Consider the following 18,163-nt stretch of genomic DNA (forward strand, 5'->3'; position numbering starts at 1 on the left):
ACTTTTGGCACGCTGTTGAGTTCTCAAGGAACGGACGCTTCCTTCAGACCCTTTTCATGGGGCCCTCCGGGCGCTTCCCTTCGGTCTTGCGTTTCTGACTCTATCAGACGCTTTCGTGTCCGATTCCCCGTCAGAAGGGGCTTGCTTTCCAGCCTTTCGGCTTTCCGGCGATTCCGACTCTATCAGATCCTTTCGGGCCTGATTCCCGGTCGAACTCGGGGTGTCTTTCCGGCTGTTGGGCCGTTCCGACGTCCGAACTCTAGCGGATTTCCCGGCCGACTCATAATCGAGTCTTCGAAATGAATTACGGCATGCCGAAATTCATCCCGGCTGGGAGATCGTGCTGAGTTGGTTGCCGCATTCGCGGCGGGAGTGGCTGCCGCGGAACCGTTCCGACTCCGTGACAACTCGAAGAACCTTACGTACGGGTGAAGGGTGTGTCAACTCCGCCCCACCGGCGTCCTAGTCCAGGTCGGTGAGCCTGCCGCCGGCGTCCGGCTGGGCGTGTTCCACGCGGCGCAGGACGCGGATCAGGAGCTCACCGAGCAACGCCCGTTCGTCCGACGAGAGGTCCTGGAGCAGGTCCTCCTCGAAGTTCGTCGCCATGCGCATCGCCTCGAGCCACTTCGTACGGCCCTCGTCCGTCAGCTCCACGATGACCCGCACCCTGTTGGTCTCGTCGCGGTCGCGCGTGACCAGGCCCTCGTTCGCCATGCGGTCGATGCGGTGGGTCATCGCGGCCGGGGTGAGGCCGAGGCGCTTGGCGAGTTCGCCCGGGCCCATCCGGTACGGGGCCCCCGCGAGCACCAGGCTCTTCAGGACCTCCCACTCGGCGTTGCTGATGCCGAGCTCGGCGACCTGGCGGCCGTACGCGACGTTCATCCGGCGGTTGAGGCGGCCCAGGGCCGAGACGACCTTCTCGACCTGGGGGTCCAGGTCGCCGAACTCGCGCTGATAGGCGGCGATCTGTTCGTCGAGGCTCGGTTCCTGCAGGCCGGGGCCGGGACTGCCGGGCGACTCGGGGCCCTCGGGGCTCTCGGTTGGCATGCGCCGAAGTATCGCACGGGGCGCGTTGGCGTTGAAGTCCTTCACTGTGTACTGTTGAGGTCCTAACTTTAGTATTGAAGTCTTCAGGCTTCAGTCCTTCAAGACCTCAAGGCAGGTGAGTGTGACCAGGGCGACGGGTGCAGCGATGCGCCGGATTCAGGCGGGGAACGCGCTGAGCGCGTTCGGACTCGGCTTCACCGTTCCGTATCTCTACGTCTATGTGGCGCAGGTGCGGGATCTGGGCGCGACGACGGCCGGTGCCGTCCTCGCGGTCTTCGCGATGGCCGCACTCGTCGCCCTCCCCTTCACCGGGCGGGTCATCGACCGGCGCGGGCCACTGCCCGTGCTGGTGGGGGCTGCCGTGCTCGCGTCCGTCGGCGCGGCGTCGATGGGGCTCGCGGGCAGTGTGCCGGCCGTCGTGCTGTCGGCCGCCCTGCTCGGGGCCGGTACGGCCGTGATGCAGCCCGCGCTCGCGACGATGATCGTCTGGAGCTCGGACGCCTCGACCCGTACCCGCGCCTTCGCCACGCAGTTCTTTCTGCAGAACCTCGGGCTCGGCATCGGCGGACTGATCGGCGGGCACATCGTCGACGAGAGCCGGCCGGGGAGCTTCCTCCTGCTGTTCGGCATCGAGGCCGCGATGTTCCTGGTGCTCGCGGGGATCGCGTTCAGTGTGCGGCTGCCGCGTTCCCTCTCGCTGCAGGAGGCTCGGCCCGAGAACGCCGAGGCCAAGGCAAAGGGCGGGATGCGCGCGCTGCTCGGGCACCGGGCCATGGTGCAGCTGTGCGTGCTGGGCTTTGTCCTCTTCTTCGCCTGCTACGGACAGTTCGAGTCGGGGCTCGCCGCGTACGGGACCGAGGCCGCCGGGATCGAGCCCGCGACCCTCGGGACGGCGCTGGCCGCCAACACCGCGGTGATCGTGGTCGCGCAGTTCGTCGTGCTGAAGTTCGTCGAGCGGCGCAGGCGCAGCCGGGTGATCGCAGCCGTCGGGCTGATCTGGGCCGTCGCGTGGATCGCGGCGGGGTACGCGGGGCTCGGGCACGGCAGCCAGGCGATGGCGACCGCCGCGTTCGTCTCCGCGTACGGGCTCTTCGGGCTCGGAGAGGCGATGCTGTCGCCGACCGTCGCGCCGCTTGTCGCCGATCTGGCGCCGGAGGCGATGGTCGGGCAGTACAACTCCGCTTTCGCCCTGGTCAAGCAGCTCGCGCTGGCGGTCGGTCCGGCCGTGGGCGGCCCGATGGGGGCCGCGCTGCACGGGCCGTACATCGTGACGTTCGTGCTGTTCTCGCTCGGCATCAGCCTGCTGGCTCTGCGGCTGGGCAGGCGGCTCACTCCCGTACAGGACCAGCCCTCGCTCGTGTCGAGGTCGCGGGTGGTCGCCACGCACAAGCCGGCCGAGCAGATGGAGCCCGCTGCCTGACGAGGCACGCGGGAAGGACTACGCGGGCAGGGCGAACTCGCACCACACCGCTTTGCCGCCGCCCGGAGTGCGGCGGCTCCCCCAGGACGAGGCGATCGTCGCGACGATGGAAATCCCGCGGCCCGCCTCGTCCTCCGTTTCCGCGCGGCGGCGGCGCGGCAGGTGGTCGTCGCCGTCCGTCACTTCGATGATCAGGCGGCGGTCGGTGCGGCGGAGTCTGAGGCGCATGGGCGGGGTGCCGTGCTGAAGGGAGTTGGCAACCAGTTCGCTGGCGGCCAGCACCCCCAGATCGTGCAGCTCGGGGGAGAAACGCCAGGAGGCCAGGACGCCGGAGGCGAAGGCGCGGGCCCGCGGCGCCGCTTCGATGCCGCCGAGCAGCTCCAGAGCGGCGTTGTGGAAGAGCTCGGCGGACACGCCCGTACGTGTGGGGTGCTGCACGACCAGTACGGCCACGTCGTCGTCGTGCTCCGCGGTCACTCCCAGGGAGCGGATCAGCCGGTCGCAGACGACCTGCGGCGTGCCGGTCGCTCCGCGGAGCGCGCGCTCCAGGGCGGCCACTCCCTCGTCGATGTCCTCGCCGCGGCGCTCGACAAGACCGTCCGTATAGAGGACGGCACTGGAGCCGGGCGGGAGGGCGATGGTGCCGGACGTGTGGAGCCAGCCGCCGGTGCCGAGCGGCGGGCCGGTCGGTTCCTCTGCGCAGCGGACCGTGCCGTCCTCGTCCCGTACGAGGATCGGGAGGTGGCCCGCCGACGCGTAGACGAGCCGGCCTTCGTTCGGGTCGTGGACGGCGTAGACGCAGGTGGCGATCTGGCTGGCGTCGATCTCGGAAGCCAGGCCGTCGAGCAGCTGGAGCACCTCGTGCGGCGGGAGGTCGAGGCGGGCGTAGGCCCGCACGGCCGTTCGGAGCTGGCCCATGACGGCGGCCGCGCGCACGCCGCGGCCCATCACGTCGCCGATGACGAGGGCGGTGCGGCCGGCGCCGAGGGTGATGACGTCGTACCAGTCGCCGCCGACCGCGGCGTCCGTGCCGCCCGGTTGATATGTCGCGGCGATGCGCAGATCGTCGGGCTGCTCCAACTCCTGCGGAAGCAGCGATCTCTGGAGGGTGACAGCCGTCTCGCGGTGGCGGCGCTCGCTGGCGCGCAGCCGCTCGGCGGCCTCGGCGTGGTCGGTGACGTCGGCGGCGAAGACGAGGACTCCGCCGCCTTCCTTGGGGCTCTCGGCGGGCAGGCAGGTGACGGTGTACGAGCCCTGGCCGTGGACCTTGCGGGACTTGACGGTGCGGGGCTTGCCGCTGCGCAGCACCTGGTCCATGAGCGGCAGCAGGCCCAGTTCGGCGAGCTCGGGGCAGGTGTCGGCGGCGGCCGTGCCGGCCGGGCGGTGGCCGAAGGCCGAGGCGTACGCGTCGTTGACGTACGCGACGCGGTGCTCGGTGCCGTACATCACGGCGACCAGGGCGGGCAGGCGGCCGAGGATCTCGGGCACGGAGAAGTCATCGAGGGCGGGGACGTCGGACAGCGGCTCCGGTTGCTGTTCGTATTCGACGCGGGCCGCCGGCACGGAGCCTTCCCCTCGCTGAGCGGGGGAGATCCCACGGTCGGTCCTCCGCGCTGCGGCGCGGCGCTGCGTCCCGGGGAGCCTTGCGCTCCAACGCGTGAAGTTCACTGACTTTCTAGCCTCAATGGTTGTCGCCAAGGGTCACTCTGTGCAGGTGTGAGCCCACCTATGGTCACACGTCCAGTGTGACCGACCGGACTGACAGTCCTCGTCGTCCAGTTCCCTCAGTTCCCTCTGGAGCCGCCCTGCGGGTCGCCGTCGGAGCCGGTCTGGGAGCCGGGTTTGGGCCCCGGTTTGGGTCCATGGTGCGGTGCGCTGTCCGGCCCGTGGCCCGGGCGTCTGCCGCCCGCGGCGAGTTCGAATTCGGCGCGCGGGTGTTCCAGCGAGCCGAGAGAGACGATCTCGCGTTTGAACAGCCCGGACAAGGTCCACTCGGCGAGCACCCGGGCCTTGCGGTTGAAGGTGGGGACACGACTGAGGTGATACACGCGGTGCATCAGCCAGGCCGGATAGCCCTTGAGCTTACGGCCGTAGACATGCGCGACGCCCTTGTGGAGGCCGAGGGAGGCGACCGATCCGACGTACTTGTGCGCGTACTCCTTGAGGGGCTCGCCGCGCAGCGACGCCGTGATGTTCTCGGCGAGGACCTTGGTCTGGCGCACGGCGTGCTGGGCGTTGGGCGCGCATTCCTTGCCCGGCTCATCGGCAGTGACGTCAGGAACGGCCGCGGCGTCGCCTGCTGCCCAGGCGTGGTCGACGCCGGCGACGGTGAGCTTGGCGGTGCAGACGAGCCGGCCGCGCTCATTGAGCGGGAGATCCGTGGCGGCGAGGACGGGCGCCGGCTTGACACCCGCGGTCCAGACGACCGTGCGGGTCGGGAAGCGGGTGCCGTCGCTGAGTACGGCGACACGGTCCTCGCAGGCGTCCAGGCGGGTTTCGAGGCGTGCGTCGATATTGCGCGAACGCAACTCGCGGATGGCGTACTTGCCCATCTCCTCGCCGACCTCGGGGAGGATGCGGTTGCTGGCCTCGACGAGGATCCACTTCAGGTCCTCGGGCTTGATGTTGTGGTAGTACCGCGCGGTGTAGCGGGCCATGTCCTCCAACTCGGCGAGTGCCTCCACGCCCGCGTAGCCACCGCCGACGAAGACGAAGGTGAGGGCCGCGTCACGGATTGCGGGGTCGCGGGTGGAGGAGGCGATGTCCATCTGCTCGATGACGTGGTTGCGCAGGCCGATGGCTTCCTCGACGGTCTTGAAGCCGATGGCGTAGTCGGCGAGGCCGGGGATCGGGAGGGTGCGGGAGACCGAGCCCGGCGCGATGACGAGTTCGTCGTAGGTGATCTCCACCGGGCCGGTGCCCTCTTCCAGGGTGGCGAGGGTGGCGACGGTCGCGGTGCGCTTGCCGTGGTCGACTGCCTTGGCCTCGCCGATGACGATCTTGCATTGGTTGAGCACGCGGCGCAGGGGGACCACGACATGCCGCGGGGAGATGGAACCGGCGGCCGCTTCCGGGAGGAAGGGCTGATAGGTCATGTACGGTTCGGGCGCGACCACCATGATCTCCGCCTCGCCACGTGCCAGCTCCTGCTTCAGTTTCCGCTGGAGACGCAGTGCTGTGTACATCCCGACGTAGCCGCCGCCGACGACGAGAATGCGCGCGCCCTGCGGGGGGCCGGGGGTCGTCCCCCGGAAGTTAGCAGCCTTCACCATCCCATGAGGCAACGACCTCAGGCGTTTGTCCACAGCCTCGGCAAATTGTGTGACCGGAGGCTTCACGCCACTCTGCGGCGGCGCTCCGTCGGGCGGCGGGGAAGGTGTGCAGGTCAGACCCTGCGAGGAGGGTTGTGGGAGAGGGCGTAAACAGGAACCTTCCGGCCCTTGCTCCGATCGGGGGGCGCTCTGTGCGGAACTACCCCCTTCTGAATTGACCCTGGCTCAACTATGTTCGTACCTCGTCGGGGTGTCCGGTCAAGGCACGCCCGGCAGACTGGGCGGGGAGGTCTCCGGGGGGAGACATCATGACCGGGGGAACGTGTATGACCATTCAGGATTCGCATTGGCAGGCTGCCGTCGCACAGGGTTCGACGGCCGACGGGAACGGACGGGCGGGATCGGGCGGGGCCAGCCGCTCGGCGCCGCTGCGTGTGGACGCACAGCGCAATCTCGAGCATGTACTGCGGGCTGCTCGCGAGGTGTTCGGCGAGCTGGGGTACGGCGCGCCGATGGAGGACGTGGCGCGCCGGGCCAGGGTCGGCGTCGGGACGGTGTACCGCCGCTTCCCGAGCAAGGACGTGCTGGTGCGGCGAATAGCCGAGGAGGAGACCTCCCGGCTGACGGAGCAGGCGCGTACGGCTCTGGGGCAGGAGGAGGAGCCGTGGTCGGCGCTCTCCCGTTTCCTGCGTACGTCGGTGGCTTCGGGCGCGGGACGGCTGCTGCCGCCGCAGGTGCTGCGGGTGGGCGTGGACGCCGACGAGTCGACGGCCGGCGTACGGGACGGGGCGCGGGTGCCGCTTCAGCGGGTCGGCGCGCAGCCCGGGCTGCGGGTGGTCGGGCCGCGTCCGGTGCCGGCCGATGAACAGGACGACACGGGCGCGGCGGATCTGCTGGAGGTCGTGGGGCAGCTGGTCGACCGGGCGCGGGCGGCGGGTGAGCTGCGCGACGATGTGACCGTGGCGGACGTGCTGCTGGTGATAGCCACGGCCGCGCCTTCGCTGCCGGATGCGGCACAGCAGGCGGCGGCTTCGGCCCGGCTGCTGGACATCCTGCTGGAGGGACTGCGGTCGCGATCCGCGTGAGGTGCGCCGGCGGTGAGTGAGCGATCCGCCGGCTCTGCTCTGCTCTAGACCTGCTCGCCAACTGGCTTTTGCACAAGGCCGGTTGAGCCTTCCCCGAACGTGTGAGGGGTGGCTCGGATCCGGGAAGCCTCCCCGGATGAGTGGTTGACGTGGCAGGGGGTATGGACCCATGCCGCTCTGTGGCACTCTTGGCCGGTGTTCGGGTCTGATGGTGCTTTACGGGGGCTTCCGCGATGAGCGGTGACGGTCGGGACGAGTCACTCTATGGATCGGGCGGCACTGAGCGGGCCGAGCTGCCCTCTCGGCAGGTGCCGGGCTCTCGATGGCCCGGTGGGTCGTCCGGGGTGCCTGGCGCCTCGGGTCCCGCTGGTGCATCCGGCGCGTCCGGTTCTGGGGTGGGTGGCGCGCACGAGCATCTCGTGCCGTCGCAGCGCGAGGGCGGGAGCCTCGAGGGCGGGAGCCTCGACTCCGTAACTCCGCCGCGCGAACTGCCGACGTCCGACGCCGAGTTGATCCAGCGGATGCGGGACGGCGACGACAGCGCCTACGAGGAGCTGTTCCGCCGCCACTCGGTCGCCGTCCGCCGGTATGCGCGCACCTGCTGCCGGGACGCGCACACCGCCGACGATCTGACGGCCGAGGTGTTCGCGCGGACACTGCAGGCGGTACGCGGGGGCTCGGGGCCCGAACAGGCGGTGCGGGCGTATCTCCTCACGACCGTCCGGCGCGTCGCCGCCGCGTGGATGAAAACGGCAAAGCGGGAGCAACTGGTCGAGGACTTCGCGGTGTTCGCCGCGGAGGCCGCCCGCAGCTCGGACGCGGCCAACGACGTCGCGCTCGACCTGGGCGCCGACGTGCGCGCAATGCACGAGGCGGAGCAGTCGCTGGCCATCCGGGCCTTCCGCTCGCTGCCCGAGCGCTGGCAGGCGGTCCTCTGGCACACCACCGTCGAGGAGGAGTCGCCGAGCGAGGTCGCACCGCTCTTCGGGCTGACCGCCAACGCCACGGCGGTGCTGGCCAGCCGGGCCCGCGAGGGCCTCAAGCAGGCCTATCTGCAGGCCCATGTGAGCACCGCGCTCACCTCAGGCGGCGACTGCGCCCGGTACGCCGACCGGCTGGGGGCGTATGCCCGCGGGGGTCTGCGGACGCGGGCAGAGCGGGGGCTGCGCAAGCACCTGGACGAATGCCCCAGGTGCCGGCTGGCTGCGCGCGAGCTCGCGCATGTCAACGCCGGGATTCCGGCGCTGCTGCCGGTCGCGGTCATCGGCTGGTTCGCCGCCGGGTACTCCCTCAAGGTCGCCGGGGTCGTGGCCGGCGGGGCCGCGGGGGCCGGTGCGGCCGCCGCTGCCGCGGGCGGTGCGTCGGTCGGCTCCGGGAGTGCGGCCGGTGGAGCCGCGGCAACGGAGGGACTGGGCGCACCGGCGAAGGCCGGTATCGCGGCGGCGGTGGCCGTCGCGGCGGCCGCCGGGCTGGTGTGGGCGTTCTCAGGCGACGGCCCCAAGACCGCGCCGCAGCCCGAGGCGAAGCCCTCGGCCGCGCAACCCGTCGTACCGCAGAAGCCCGCGCCGTCATCGAAGCCGGAGCCCCCGGCGCGGTCCGCGGCGGACCCGAACCCGGCGGAGCCGACCCCGCCGCCGAAGAATTCCACGGCCGCGTCGGCGCCCACGCCGACCGCCGAGCCGACGCCGACTTCGACTTCGAGTCCCGGGCCCACGCCTGCCCGGCCAGAGCCCAAGCCACCGGCCCCGCCCGCGCCGCCCGCCCCCAAGCCCACCCCGCCGCCCGCTCCGGCCCTGCGGGTGTACCAGGTCAACCGGCTGGAGTACGGCCTGCTGGGCGACCACACCCGGCCCGAGGTGCGCCTGCGCGGGAGCAGCTGGCTCTGGCAGCGCTCGGGGATGTCGATCGACGGCAGGCGGTACGCACACGGGGTGACCGTGCACGCCAAGTCCTCCGTCACCATCGACCTCAACCGGCAGTGCGCCAGTTACGACGCGCTGGTCGGGGTCGACGACCTGACGCTGGGCCTGGGCGCGATGCGCTTCTCCGTCTACGGCGACGGCGATCGGCTGTGGCGGTCCCCGGTGATGCGCGGTGGGGACGCGGCCGTGCCGGTGCATGTGTCGCTCGCCGGACTGAAGACGATCCGGCTGGTCGTCGAACCGCAGAAGGCGCTCGACTCGGCGGCGCTCGGAGACTGGGCCCAGTCCCGGATCAGCTGCCGCTGACCGGGCCCGACTGCAGCCCGGCCCCACGGCTCCCGGGCCGCCTCGCAGCCGTCACCTCGCAGCCGTCACCCGCAGCCGTCACCCGCAGCCGTCACCCCGATTGCAGCGTCGGCCTCGGCGGAACCCCTCCCGCCACCGCCCTCTGCCTCGGCGCCGCCGTGCCCGTCCAGCACGTGCCCCGGCGAGAGAGCAACCGCCGCAGCCACAGTTCCGTCGAGATCAGATCCGCCAGACCGTCCAGCGGAACCGGTTCGCCCTCCGACGCCGCTCGGAGAGCCTTGCGGATGACGCGGGCCTCCACCAGGCCCGCGTCCGCGAGCAGCGGGACGTCGAAGAGGGCGATCAGGTGGGGGAGCGAGGCACGCAGGCCTGTGCGGGCCGCTGCCGTGGAAGAGGCGTGGGTTGTCGCGCCCCAGCCGGGGGGCAGGTCATGGATGCCCGCGCCCGCGAGGACCTTGCGGAGGATTTCCGCGCGGGCGCCCGGCTTGACCCGTAGCGATTCGGGAAGGTCGCGGCAGGCCCGTACGACCTGGTTGTCCAGAAAGGGCGCATGCAGGCGCTGGCTGCGGATTTCCGCGGCCTGTTCCAGGATCCGCTGGTCCGACGCGTGGCGGGTCAGCGCCGCCCGGGCGCGAGCCTCGCCGGGGCGCTGGACCGATGTCGGGCGCGTCGCCGCCCCCGTCAGGCGAACCGATACTTCAGCAAGCGCCTCACCCGTCAGCCAGCGCGCGGCAGGCCCCGGCCGGGACCAGGTCAGCGCGGCGAGCGACGCACCCAGCGGCCCGGTGCCGCCCCGCATGCCGCCGGGCCGGTTCGCCTCGAGCAGGTGGTCCGCCGCCGTCTCCAGGCCGGTGCGGTAGGGCGTACGGGCCAGCCGCCGCGCCGCCCGGTACACCGTCAGCGGGATGAACAGCGACTGCGGCGAGGGGCCCTCGGCGCGCGCCAACGCCGCGGCCGGGCGCAGCAGATGACGGCGCTGCCGGTCCAGCAGCAGGTCCGCCAGCCGCGCCGGATGCGCGTCCAGGACCTGCCGCGCACCCGCCCCCGTGAAGTGGTCGGCGCTCCCCGCGGCCAGCCGACTGCGATGACGTTCCGCCGTGACCAGCGACGGCGCGGGCTCGTCGGTCAGCTGCCCGTCGAGGCCCGCGTACGGCAGGCTCTCCTCCCCGGCCGCGACCACCACATGGTGCAGCCGCGGATTCGCTGCGATCGCCCGCGCCCGTTCCAGTTCGGCTGCCTCTTCCGCCTCGCGCCCGCCCGTCACCAGATCGTTGAAGGTGACCGCGAGCAGCCGCTCCCCCGCGCCCGTGCCATGGCCGAGCACCGTGCCCGGCCGTCCCGGCAGCCCCGCCGCCAGCAGCGCGATCGTGCCGGACGCGCTACCGCCGGACAGGTCCGCGCCGATCCCCGGAGCCGGACCCCCGCGCGCGGCGCGCCGATCCGCAGGCCCCATCCCCGGTACGGGCCCGGGGTCGGGCGGCAGGGTCTCGGGCGCGTGCCGTGGCGCGGTGAGCCTGGCCCGTACCGCATCGATCAGCGCGTCCCGTACGCCCTCCACCGCGCGCTCCGCCTCGATCTGCGGCCCGGCCACCGCGAGCGAGGCCACCGGCTCGTATCCGGTGATCTCCCTCGACCCCTCGCGCAGGATCAGCGCGTGTCCCGGCGGGATGCGCTTCACACCGTCGTACGGAGTCGAGTCGCGCAGCGCCTCCGGCGTCTCCGGGCAGGCGAGCAGCGCCGCCAAGTGCCCGATGTCCAGCTGTGCTTCGATCAGGTCGGCGAGCGGCAGCGCGGCGGTTGCGTACGCGGTGCCGTTCGCCCACGGCGTGTAGAAGACGGGTCTCGCCCCGGCGAGATCGCCGACGATCGTGATCCGGCGGCCGACCTGCACGACGCACGTATAGCTGCCGGCCCACGCGGTCAGATGCCGAAGCGCCCCGCCGCGCGCCGCGAAGAGCCCGACGCGCAGCTCCTCGTCCGTGGCCGCGCAGCAGCCGAGGACAGCGAGTTTGGTGATGGAATCGACGGTGACTATGCGCACCTCGTCGGGTCGCCAGTCGCCGACCGCCCAGAGTGGATCCGGGTCGCCCCACAGGAGTTGGGCGCCCACGGGGTGGACGGTACGGCCCTCGTCGGACGCCCCGACGGCCCCGGCCGTGCCGAAGTTCGCGGCGATACTGCTCCAGCCCACCAACCACCGCATCGCCGCCTCCACAGGCTGTGGACAAACCCGGCCCCTGGCCATAGCCGTCCGGGAACATGCCGCTTCGGGAACATGCTGCCACGAAGGCGGCGCACAGGAGGGGCTCCGGGTCGCACGCGCAAAAAGCGAACGCGCCCCTGGCATTGGCGATTTGACGACGTTCCAGGACACATCCAGGACACGACGGTAAGGACGGCCGACGCCCACAAAGGCGCAAAAGGGACGCGAAGGACGGTCAGCATTCAGCCATTCTGCGGACATTCTCCGGACCGCTGACCCGTCCACCACCGGTGCACACACGGTCCGGGAGGCGCTGTTCGCCTCCCGGACCGGTCCGCCACCCGCGGGGATTGAGGCAGCGGTGTCCCCCAGCCCACTGGTTCCAGTACGCAGTGGGCCGACCCACGCAGGACTCATCGAAGCGCTCGCCCACCGGCCCGGCCAGAGCGCACGGACGGGCGCACGGCCACACGCCCGGAGCACGCCAGGGAGCACGACGACGACCCGCCATCACCCGCCGTCTCCTCCAACACACAACAATCTCGCCATACGGAACACCGCCTCTTAACGGTCGGGATGCGGCGAACTACGCTGGGTTTACTGATGTTCTCCGCACGGGTGCATATTCCGAGGGGCTCGGCCAGGTGCTTTTGCAGCCGGGACCCCCAGAGCTGCTCGGAGCTGTTCACCAGCGGAGGACACAGCACGAATGCCGTGCGCCCAGGCAGCGACGCGGCGGCCGTCTGTGTGTCGAGGGGTGGCTCATGTCCAGGGAGCAACGCGGGCCGAACGAAAAACTCGGAACCGTTCTCGCCCTCGCGGGAATCAGCAACGCCGGCCTCGCCCGGCGGGTCAACGACCTCGGCGCGCAGCGCGGTCTGACCCTTCGATACGACAAGACCTCCGTAGCGAGATGGGTGTCCAAGGGCATGGTGCCGCAGGGCGCCGCGCCTCATCTCATCGCCGCCGCGATCGGTGCCAAACTGGGCCGTCCGGTGCCGCTGCACGAGATCGGTCTGGCGGACGCCGACCCGGCCCCCGAGGTCGGGCTCGCCTTCCCGCGCGATGTCGGCGAGGCGGTGAAATCGGCCACCGAGCTGTATCGCCTGGATCTGGCGGGGCGGCGGGCGGGCAGCGGCGGCATCTGGCAGTCGCTGGCCGGTTCCTTCGCAGTGAGCGCTTACGCGACGCCCGCGTCCCGATGGCTGATAACCCCCGCCGACTCCTCGGTCGAGAGGTCGGTGGACGCGGCGGAGGACACCCCCGCCCGCGTGGGTCACAGCGACGTGGCCAAGCTCAGGGAGGCGGCGGAGGACGCGCGGCGCTGGGACTCCAAGTACGGCGGTGGGGACTGGCGTTCGTCGATGGTGCCGGAGTGTCTGCGGGTGGACGCGGCGCCGCTGCTCCTCGGGTCGTATTCGGACGAAGTGGGGCGCGCGCTGTTCGGCGCAGCCGCCGAACTGACCCGGCTGGCCGGCTGGATGGCCTTCGACACGGGTCAGCAGGAGGCGGCGCAGCGGTACTACATCCAGGCGTTGCGGCTGGCCCGCGCGGCGGCCGACGTGCCGTTGGGGGGCTATGTACTGGCTTCGATGTCGCTGCAGGCGACGTACCGCGGCTTCGCGGACGAGGGCGTGGACCTGGCGCAGGCGGCCCTGGAGCGCAACCGCGGCCTCGCCACCGCCCGCACCATGAGCTTCTTCCGGCTGGTGGAGGCGCGGGCGCATGCGAAGGCGAGCGACGCGCCGGCGTCGGGGGCCGCGCTGAAGGCGGCGGAGGGCTGGCTGGAGCGCTCGCGGGAGGGCGACGCGGACCCGTCCTGGCTGGGCTTCTACTCGTACGACAGGTTCGCCGCGGACGCCGCGGAGTGCTACCGCGATCTGAAGGCGCCGCGCCAGGTGCGGCGCTTCACCGAGCAGGCACTGTCGCGGCCCACGGAGGAGTTCGTGCGCTCGCACGGGCTGCGGCTCGTGGTGTCGGCCGTCGCCGAACTGGAGTCGGGGAACCTGGACGCGGCGTGCGCGGCGGGCACGCGCGCGGTGGAGGTCGCGGGGCGGATCTCCTCGGCGCGCACCACGGAATACGTACGGGATCTGCTGCACCGGCTGGAGCCGTACGGCGACGAGCCGCGGGTGGTGGAGCTGCGGGAGCGGGCCCGGCCGCTGCTGGTGGCTCCGGCGTAGGACTACTGGCCGATGGCGCGCAACCCGGCTCACCTGGTTTAAGGGCATTGTCAGTGGGCCAGTGCACTATCGGGGTGGGAGGTGACGCGGTGACGGCGTCCGGGCAGGACTTCGCGCATGGCCACGGGCATGGCCATGGGCATGGTTTCGACTGTGACGTGCTGGTGATCGGCGGCGGGATCGTCGGCCTGTCGACTGCGTATGCGCTCACGCGCGCGGCTCCCGGCACCCGGGTGACGGTCCTGGAGAAGGAGCCCGGGCCCGCGCGGCACCAGACCGGCCGGAACAGCGGAGTGATCCACAGCGGGATCTACTACCGGCCGGGGTCGCTCAAGGCGCGGTTCGCGGTGCGCGGGGCGGCCGAGATGGTCAAGTTCTGCGCGGAGCACGGCATCGAGCACAAGGTCACCGGAAAGCTGATCGTGGCCACCGGCCGCGACGAGCTGCCTCGGCTGCACGCACTGGTCCAGCGCGGCCGGGAGAACGGCATTCCGGTGCGGGAGCTGGGCCCCGCCCAGATCATGGAGTACGAGCCGCAGGTGCGGGGCCTCGCGGCGATCCGGGTCGGCACCACGGGGGTGTGCGACTTCGGGGCGGTAGCGGCGCAGCTGGGGGCCGCGTCCGACGCGGACATCCGGTACGGCGAGGAAGCCGCCGCGATCGACCGCCGCAGCTGGGGCGTCGCGGTGCGTGCGGCATCGGGGGCGGTGATCAGGGCGCGGGTGCTGGTCAACTGCGCGGGGCTGTACTGCGACCGGGTCGCACGGCTGGCGGGAGACGATCCGGGGATGCGGATCGTCCCCTTCCGGGGTGAGTACTACGAGCTGACGCGGCCCGAGCTGGTCCAGGGCCTGGTCTACCCCGTCCCTGACCCGGCCTTCCCGTTCCTCGGGGTCCACCTCACCCGCGGCATCGACGGCGGCGTCCACGTCGGGCCGAACGCGGTCCCGGCGCTGGCCCGCGAGGGCTACAGCTGGTCGGCGGTCCGCCTCCGGGACATGGCACAGACGCTGGCCTGGCCGGGTTCGTGGCGGATCGCCCGCAGGCACTGGCGGTACGGAGCGGGGGAGCTGCACCGCTCGCTGTCGAGGCGGGCGTTCGCGACGGCGGTGCGGAGGCTGCTCCCGGCGGTGACTGAGGACGATCTGCGCCCGGCCCCTGCTGGGGTGCGGGCGCAGGCGGTGCTGCGGGACGGGACGCTGGTGGACGACTTCCTGATCCGCGAGGCCCCGCGGACGGTGCATGTGCTGAACGCGCCGTCCCCGGCGGCGACGGCGTCGCTGCCGATCGGCCGCGAGGTGGCGCGCAGGGCCCTGACCGCGCTGACGGGCGGCAACCTGGCCCAGTCGCGCCGCTAGCCCGTGCGGGCCCTGCCGCTCGACGCTTGATTTGACGCTTGATTTCATGCCGTCCGGCGTTTGCGGACAAAGCCGACTGCCGGGCGGCCCCGGCCCCACCCCCACGCCCCCGTAGAATTAACCCACTGTGTCTGAGCTCCGAAACCACACCCCCGACGCCCCCCCGGCCCCCATCCGCGCCAACCGCGAGCCCCGCTTCCCCGGCGGGCCCGTCGCCGATCCCGCCGGGTCGCACCATGAGCGGCGTATCCGCAGCTTCCAGCCGCGGCGGAGCCGGGTGACCGCCGGGCAGGAGGATGCGCTTCAGCGGCTGTGGCCCGTCTGGGGCCTCGACATCGACGGACATCGCGTCCTCGACCTCGAGGAGATGTTCGGCGGGCTGCCCGTAGTCCTGGAGATCGGGTTCGGGATGGGCGAGGCCACCGCGCAGATGGCAGGCGCGGACCCCGGCACCGGGATTCTCGCCGTCGACGTCCACACTCCCGGCCAGGGCAACCTCCTCGGTCTCGCGGAGCGGAACGGACTGTCCAACATCCGGGTGGCCAACGGCGACGCGATCATCCTCCTGCGGGAGATGCTCCCGCCCCGCTCGCTCGACGGGCTGCGCGTCTTCTTCCCCGACCCCTGGCCCAAGAAGCGGCACCACAAGCGGCGGCTGATCCAGCCCGAGTTCCTCTCCCTCGCCGCCACCTGCATGAAGCCCGGCGCGATCCTGCACTGCGCGACCGACTGGGAGCCGTACGCCGAGCAGATGCTCGAGGTGCTCTCCGCGCACCCGGACTTCGAGAACACCCAGGAGGACGGCGGCTACGCCCCGCGCCCCGCCTTCCGCCCGCTCACCCGGTTCGAAGGACAGGGCCTGGACAAGGGGCACAGGGTTCACGACCTGCTGTTCCGCCGCCCGTTGGGGCCCGCGTAACCCTGAGTAGCACCCCAGACACCGTCGCCAGTTGTCAGTGACCCTCGTTAGGGTCATTGGGTGTCCGAGTCGCCCCCGCAGGACCCCGCACCGCATCCGGCGGTCCCGGCGTTCGAGCAGCAGCACCTCGCCGAGCTGCTCGCCGCCGTGCCGGAGCGTGCCCGCTGGCGCTACAAACCGCGCCGCGCCTCCCAGCTCTGGCGCAGCAGGGCGGTACGGGCGGGGGCGCTGATCACCCTCCTCGCCCTCTCCGGCCTCGTCATCCTCGCGCTCGTACGCGAACAGACCGGTACCCAGGGCTTCCTGGTCGGTCTCGGCCTCGCGACCCTTCCCGTCCCGCTCCTCGCCGCGGCCTTCCGCTGGCTGGACCGGGTCGAGCCGGGCCCCTGGAAGAACCTTCTGTTCGCCTTCGCCTGGGGTGCGTTCGCCGCTGCCCTCGTCGCGATCATCGCGAACACCTTCGCGACCCGCTGGATAGCCACCGCCACCGCCGACCCGGCGAGTGCGGACACGCTCGGCGCGACGGTGATCGCCCCGATCGTCGAGGAGAGCGCGAAGGCCACAGCGATCCTGCTGATCTTCATCTTCCGCAGACGGGACTTCACCGGGATCGTCGACGGCGTGGTCGTGGCCGGCTTCACCGCGACCGGCTTCGCCTTCACCGAGAACATCCTCTACCTGGGCAGCGCCTTCGGCGAGGACCAGGAGATAGGCACATCGGGGTTCGCCTCGGTGACTGCGGCGACCTTCTTCGTACGCGTCGTCATGTCGCCGTTCGCGCACCCGCTCTTCACCGTGCTGACCGGCATCGGCTTCGGGATCGCCGCGCTCGCCGCCCAGCGCCAGCGCATCCGCCGGATCGCGCTGCCGCTGCTCGGCCTCGCCCTCGCCATGGGCATGCACGCCCTGTGGAACGGCTCGTCGTCGCTCTTCGGCCCGTGGGGCTTCTACGCCGTGTACGGAGCGTTCATGGTCCCCGTCTTCGGGCTGCTGACCTGGCTGACGGTCTGGACCCGGCAGCGCGAACTGCGCACGATATCCACCGAGCTGCCCGCGTACGCCGCGGCCGGCTGGCTGACCGCCGCCGAGCCGCGCGCGCTCTCCTCGATGCGGGCGCGCACGATGGCCCGCGACGTCGCCCGGCGCGCGCACGGACCGGCCGCCGCGCACGCCGTCTCGGAGTACCAGCGGTTCGCGACGTCCCTGGCCTTTCTGCGCCACCGGGCCCACCGCGGAGCGGCGGGCCCGGACTTCGCGGAGCGCGAGCAGGAGCTGCTGCACCACCTGTGGCAGCGCAAGGACGTCGCCGGTCCCGCGCTGACGTACGCGGCACGGGCGACGGGCCGGGTGTGGACGCCGCCGCCGTACCGCGACTACGGCGGCTACAACCCGTACCGCGGCTAGCTGTCCGACGCCGCGGTCAGCTCGGCCAGCTCCTCGGCCGTCAGCTCCAGCTCGGCGACCGCAGTCAGCGCGGGCAGCTGCTCGACCGTGCGGGCCGAGGCGATCGGCGCGACGACGGTCGGCTGCGCGGCCAGCCAGGCGAGCGCGACGGTCGCGACCTGCGCGCCACGGGCCCGGGCGACCTTGTCGAGCGCGGCGAGGACCGCCAGACCCCGCCCGGTCTCCAGGTGCTTGCCGGCGCCCGCGGCCCGTGGGCTGTCCACCGTCACACCCGGCCGGTACTTGCCGGTGAGGAAGCCGGAGGCGAGCGCGGAGTAGGGGACGGCGGCGAGCCCGGCACGGACGGCGGTGTCCAGCAGCTCGCCCTCGTACGTGTCGCGGGAGACGAGGTTGTAGTGCGGTTGCAGCGCGACATAACGGGCAAGCCCCTCGCGTTCCGAGAAGTCCAGGGACGCCTGGAGCCGCTCGGCGCTGAGGTTGGAGGCGGCAATGGCACGGACCTTGCCGTCCTGCACCAGCTGGTCGAGGGCGGTGATGATCTCCTCGACGGGGACGCTCGGGTCGTCGAAGTGCGTGTAGTACAGGTCGATGTAGTCGCTGCGCAGCCGCTTCAGGGATTCCTCGGCCGCGGCCCTGATAGTCGTGGCGGAGAGCCCCCGGTACTGGGGGTGCGCGCCGACCTTGGTCGCGACGACGACGTCGGAACGGTTGCCGCGCGCGGTGAGCCAGTTGCCGATGACGGTCTCGGACTCGCCGCCCTCGTGGCCCGGCGCCCAGGAGGAGTACGTGTCGGCAGTGTCGACGAAGTTGCCACCGACGGCGGCGTACGCGTCGAGCACGGCGAAGGACTGTGCCTGGTCGGCGGTCCAGCCGAAGACATTGCCGCCGAGGGCGAGCGGGGAGACGGCGATGTCGGACGAGCCGAGGGTCCGGAGAGAAGTCATGGGTTGATCAACGCCCGTGGTGGCGCGCGCTATTCCGATCTACGCGCTGTACCGTCTACGCGCTGTACCGTCTACGCGCTGTACCGTCTACGCGCTGTAC

12 protein-coding genes are annotated in these 18,163 nt (G+C 71.7%); 7 read left to right on the forward strand and 5 right to left on the reverse strand.

The window, feature by feature from the left end; genetic code table 11:
- Positions 1 to 462: 462 nt before the first annotated feature.
- On the reverse strand, positions 463 to 1,047 hold the full coding sequence (locus ACZ3H8_RS13960; protein ID WP_307662551.1) for a MarR family winged helix-turn-helix transcriptional regulator: 585 nt from the start codon (positions 1,045 to 1,047) through the stop codon (positions 463 to 465).
- Positions 1,048 to 1,192: 145 nt separating this feature from the next.
- Between ACZ3H8_RS13960 and ACZ3H8_RS13965 the strand changes: the two genes are divergently transcribed.
- The gene (locus ACZ3H8_RS13965; protein WP_467401316.1) at positions 1,193 to 2,467 is read left to right on the forward strand and encodes an MFS transporter; all 1,275 of its coding nucleotides are present in this window, start codon (positions 1,193 to 1,195) and stop codon (positions 2,465 to 2,467) included.
- Between the two features lie 18 nt (positions 2,468 to 2,485).
- Here the strand turns inward: ACZ3H8_RS13965 and ACZ3H8_RS13970 are convergent, their stop codons facing one another.
- Together ACZ3H8_RS13970 and ACZ3H8_RS13975 are read right to left on the reverse strand one after the other, a co-directional pair.
- Positions 2,486 to 4,135: an ATP-binding SpoIIE family protein phosphatase gene (locus ACZ3H8_RS13970; protein ID WP_467401319.1), complete on the reverse strand. Its 1,650-nt coding sequence runs from the start codon at positions 4,133 to 4,135 to the stop codon at positions 2,486 to 2,488.
- Between the two features lie 116 nt (positions 4,136 to 4,251).
- On the reverse strand, positions 4,252 to 5,739 hold the full coding sequence (locus tag ACZ3H8_RS13975; protein ID WP_467401322.1) for an NAD(P)/FAD-dependent oxidoreductase: 1,488 nt from the start codon (positions 5,737 to 5,739) through the stop codon (positions 4,252 to 4,254).
- A gap of 326 nt (positions 5,740 to 6,065) precedes the next feature.
- Here ACZ3H8_RS13975 and ACZ3H8_RS13980 point away from each other — a divergent pair, with 326 nt between their 5' ends.
- A complete protein-coding gene (locus ACZ3H8_RS13980; protein ID WP_467401324.1) occupies positions 6,066 to 6,824 on the forward strand; it encodes a TetR/AcrR family transcriptional regulator in 759 nt (252 codons plus the stop codon).
- A 233-nt stretch (positions 6,825 to 7,057) separates the two neighbouring features.
- Positions 7,058 to 9,052: a sigma-70 family RNA polymerase sigma factor gene (locus ACZ3H8_RS13985; protein WP_467401326.1), complete on the forward strand. Its 1,995-nt coding sequence runs from the start codon at positions 7,058 to 7,060 to the stop codon at positions 9,050 to 9,052.
- Between the two features lie 91 nt (positions 9,053 to 9,143).
- Here ACZ3H8_RS13985 and ACZ3H8_RS13990 read toward each other — a convergent pair whose 3' ends face one another.
- Positions 9,144 to 11,255: an asparagine synthase-related protein gene (locus ACZ3H8_RS13990; protein WP_467401329.1), complete on the reverse strand. Its 2,112-nt coding sequence runs from the start codon at positions 11,253 to 11,255 to the stop codon at positions 9,144 to 9,146.
- A 764-nt stretch (positions 11,256 to 12,019) separates the two neighbouring features.
- On the opposite strand from ACZ3H8_RS13990, the gene ACZ3H8_RS13995 reads away from it, so the two are divergent.
- From ACZ3H8_RS13995 to ACZ3H8_RS14010, 4 genes are all read left to right on the forward strand, one after another.
- Complete coding sequence (locus ACZ3H8_RS13995; protein WP_356227793.1) at positions 12,020 to 13,438, forward strand: MFS transporter; 1,419 nt, start codon at positions 12,020 to 12,022, stop codon at positions 13,436 to 13,438.
- Positions 13,439 to 13,527: 89 nt separating this feature from the next.
- The gene (gene lhgO, locus ACZ3H8_RS14000) at positions 13,528 to 14,796 is read left to right on the forward strand and encodes an L-2-hydroxyglutarate oxidase (RefSeq protein ID WP_467401331.1); all 1,269 of its coding nucleotides are present in this window, start codon (positions 13,528 to 13,530) and stop codon (positions 14,794 to 14,796) included.
- A gap of 127 nt (positions 14,797 to 14,923) precedes the next feature.
- Entirely contained in the window at positions 14,924 to 15,715 is a 792-nt protein-coding gene (gene trmB / locus ACZ3H8_RS14005) for a tRNA (guanosine(46)-N7)-methyltransferase TrmB (protein WP_467401334.1), read from the forward strand.
- Between the two features lie 60 nt (positions 15,716 to 15,775).
- The gene (locus ACZ3H8_RS14010) at positions 15,776 to 17,119 is read left to right on the forward strand and encodes a PrsW family intramembrane metalloprotease (RefSeq protein ID WP_398992443.1); all 1,344 of its coding nucleotides are present in this window, start codon (positions 15,776 to 15,778) and stop codon (positions 17,117 to 17,119) included.
- Here ACZ3H8_RS14010 and ACZ3H8_RS14015 read toward each other — a convergent pair.
- The gene (locus ACZ3H8_RS14015; RefSeq protein WP_467401336.1) at positions 17,116 to 18,063 is read right to left on the reverse strand and encodes an aldo/keto reductase; all 948 of its coding nucleotides are present in this window, start codon (positions 18,061 to 18,063) and stop codon (positions 17,116 to 17,118) included. The genes ACZ3H8_RS14010 and ACZ3H8_RS14015 overlap by 4 nt on opposite strands.
- Positions 18,064 to 18,163 lie beyond the last annotated feature (100 nt).

Source organism: Streptomyces sp. NPDC002868, assembly GCF_055563295.1.

Bases quoted from the DNA above. Each gene is read 5' to 3' on its own strand.
- ACZ3H8_RS13975 (WP_467401322.1), bottom strand. From the start codon at position 5,739: ATGGTGAAGGCTGCTAACTTCCGGGGGACGACCCCCGGCCCCCCGCAG.
- ACZ3H8_RS13980 (WP_467401324.1), top strand. From the start codon at position 6,066: ATGACCATTCAGGATTCGCATTGGCAGGCTGCCGTCGCACAGGGTTCG.
- ACZ3H8_RS13995 (WP_356227793.1), top strand. From the start codon at position 12,020: ATGTCCAGGGAGCAACGCGGGCCGAACGAAAAACTCGGAACCGTTCTC.
- ACZ3H8_RS14015 (WP_467401336.1), bottom strand. From the start codon at position 18,063: ATGACTTCTCTCCGGACCCTCGGCTCGTCCGACATCGCCGTCTCCCCG.
- ACZ3H8_RS13990 (WP_467401329.1), bottom strand. From the start codon at position 11,255: ATGCGGTGGTTGGTGGGCTGGAGCAGTATCGCCGCGAACTTCGGCACG.
- ACZ3H8_RS13965 (WP_467401316.1), top strand. From the start codon at position 1,193: ATGCGCCGGATTCAGGCGGGGAACGCGCTGAGCGCGTTCGGACTCGGC.
- ACZ3H8_RS13960 (WP_307662551.1), bottom strand. From the start codon at position 1,047: ATGCCAACCGAGAGCCCCGAGGGCCCCGAGTCGCCCGGCAGTCCCGGC.
- ACZ3H8_RS13985 (WP_467401326.1), top strand. From the start codon at position 7,058: ATGAGCGGTGACGGTCGGGACGAGTCACTCTATGGATCGGGCGGCACT.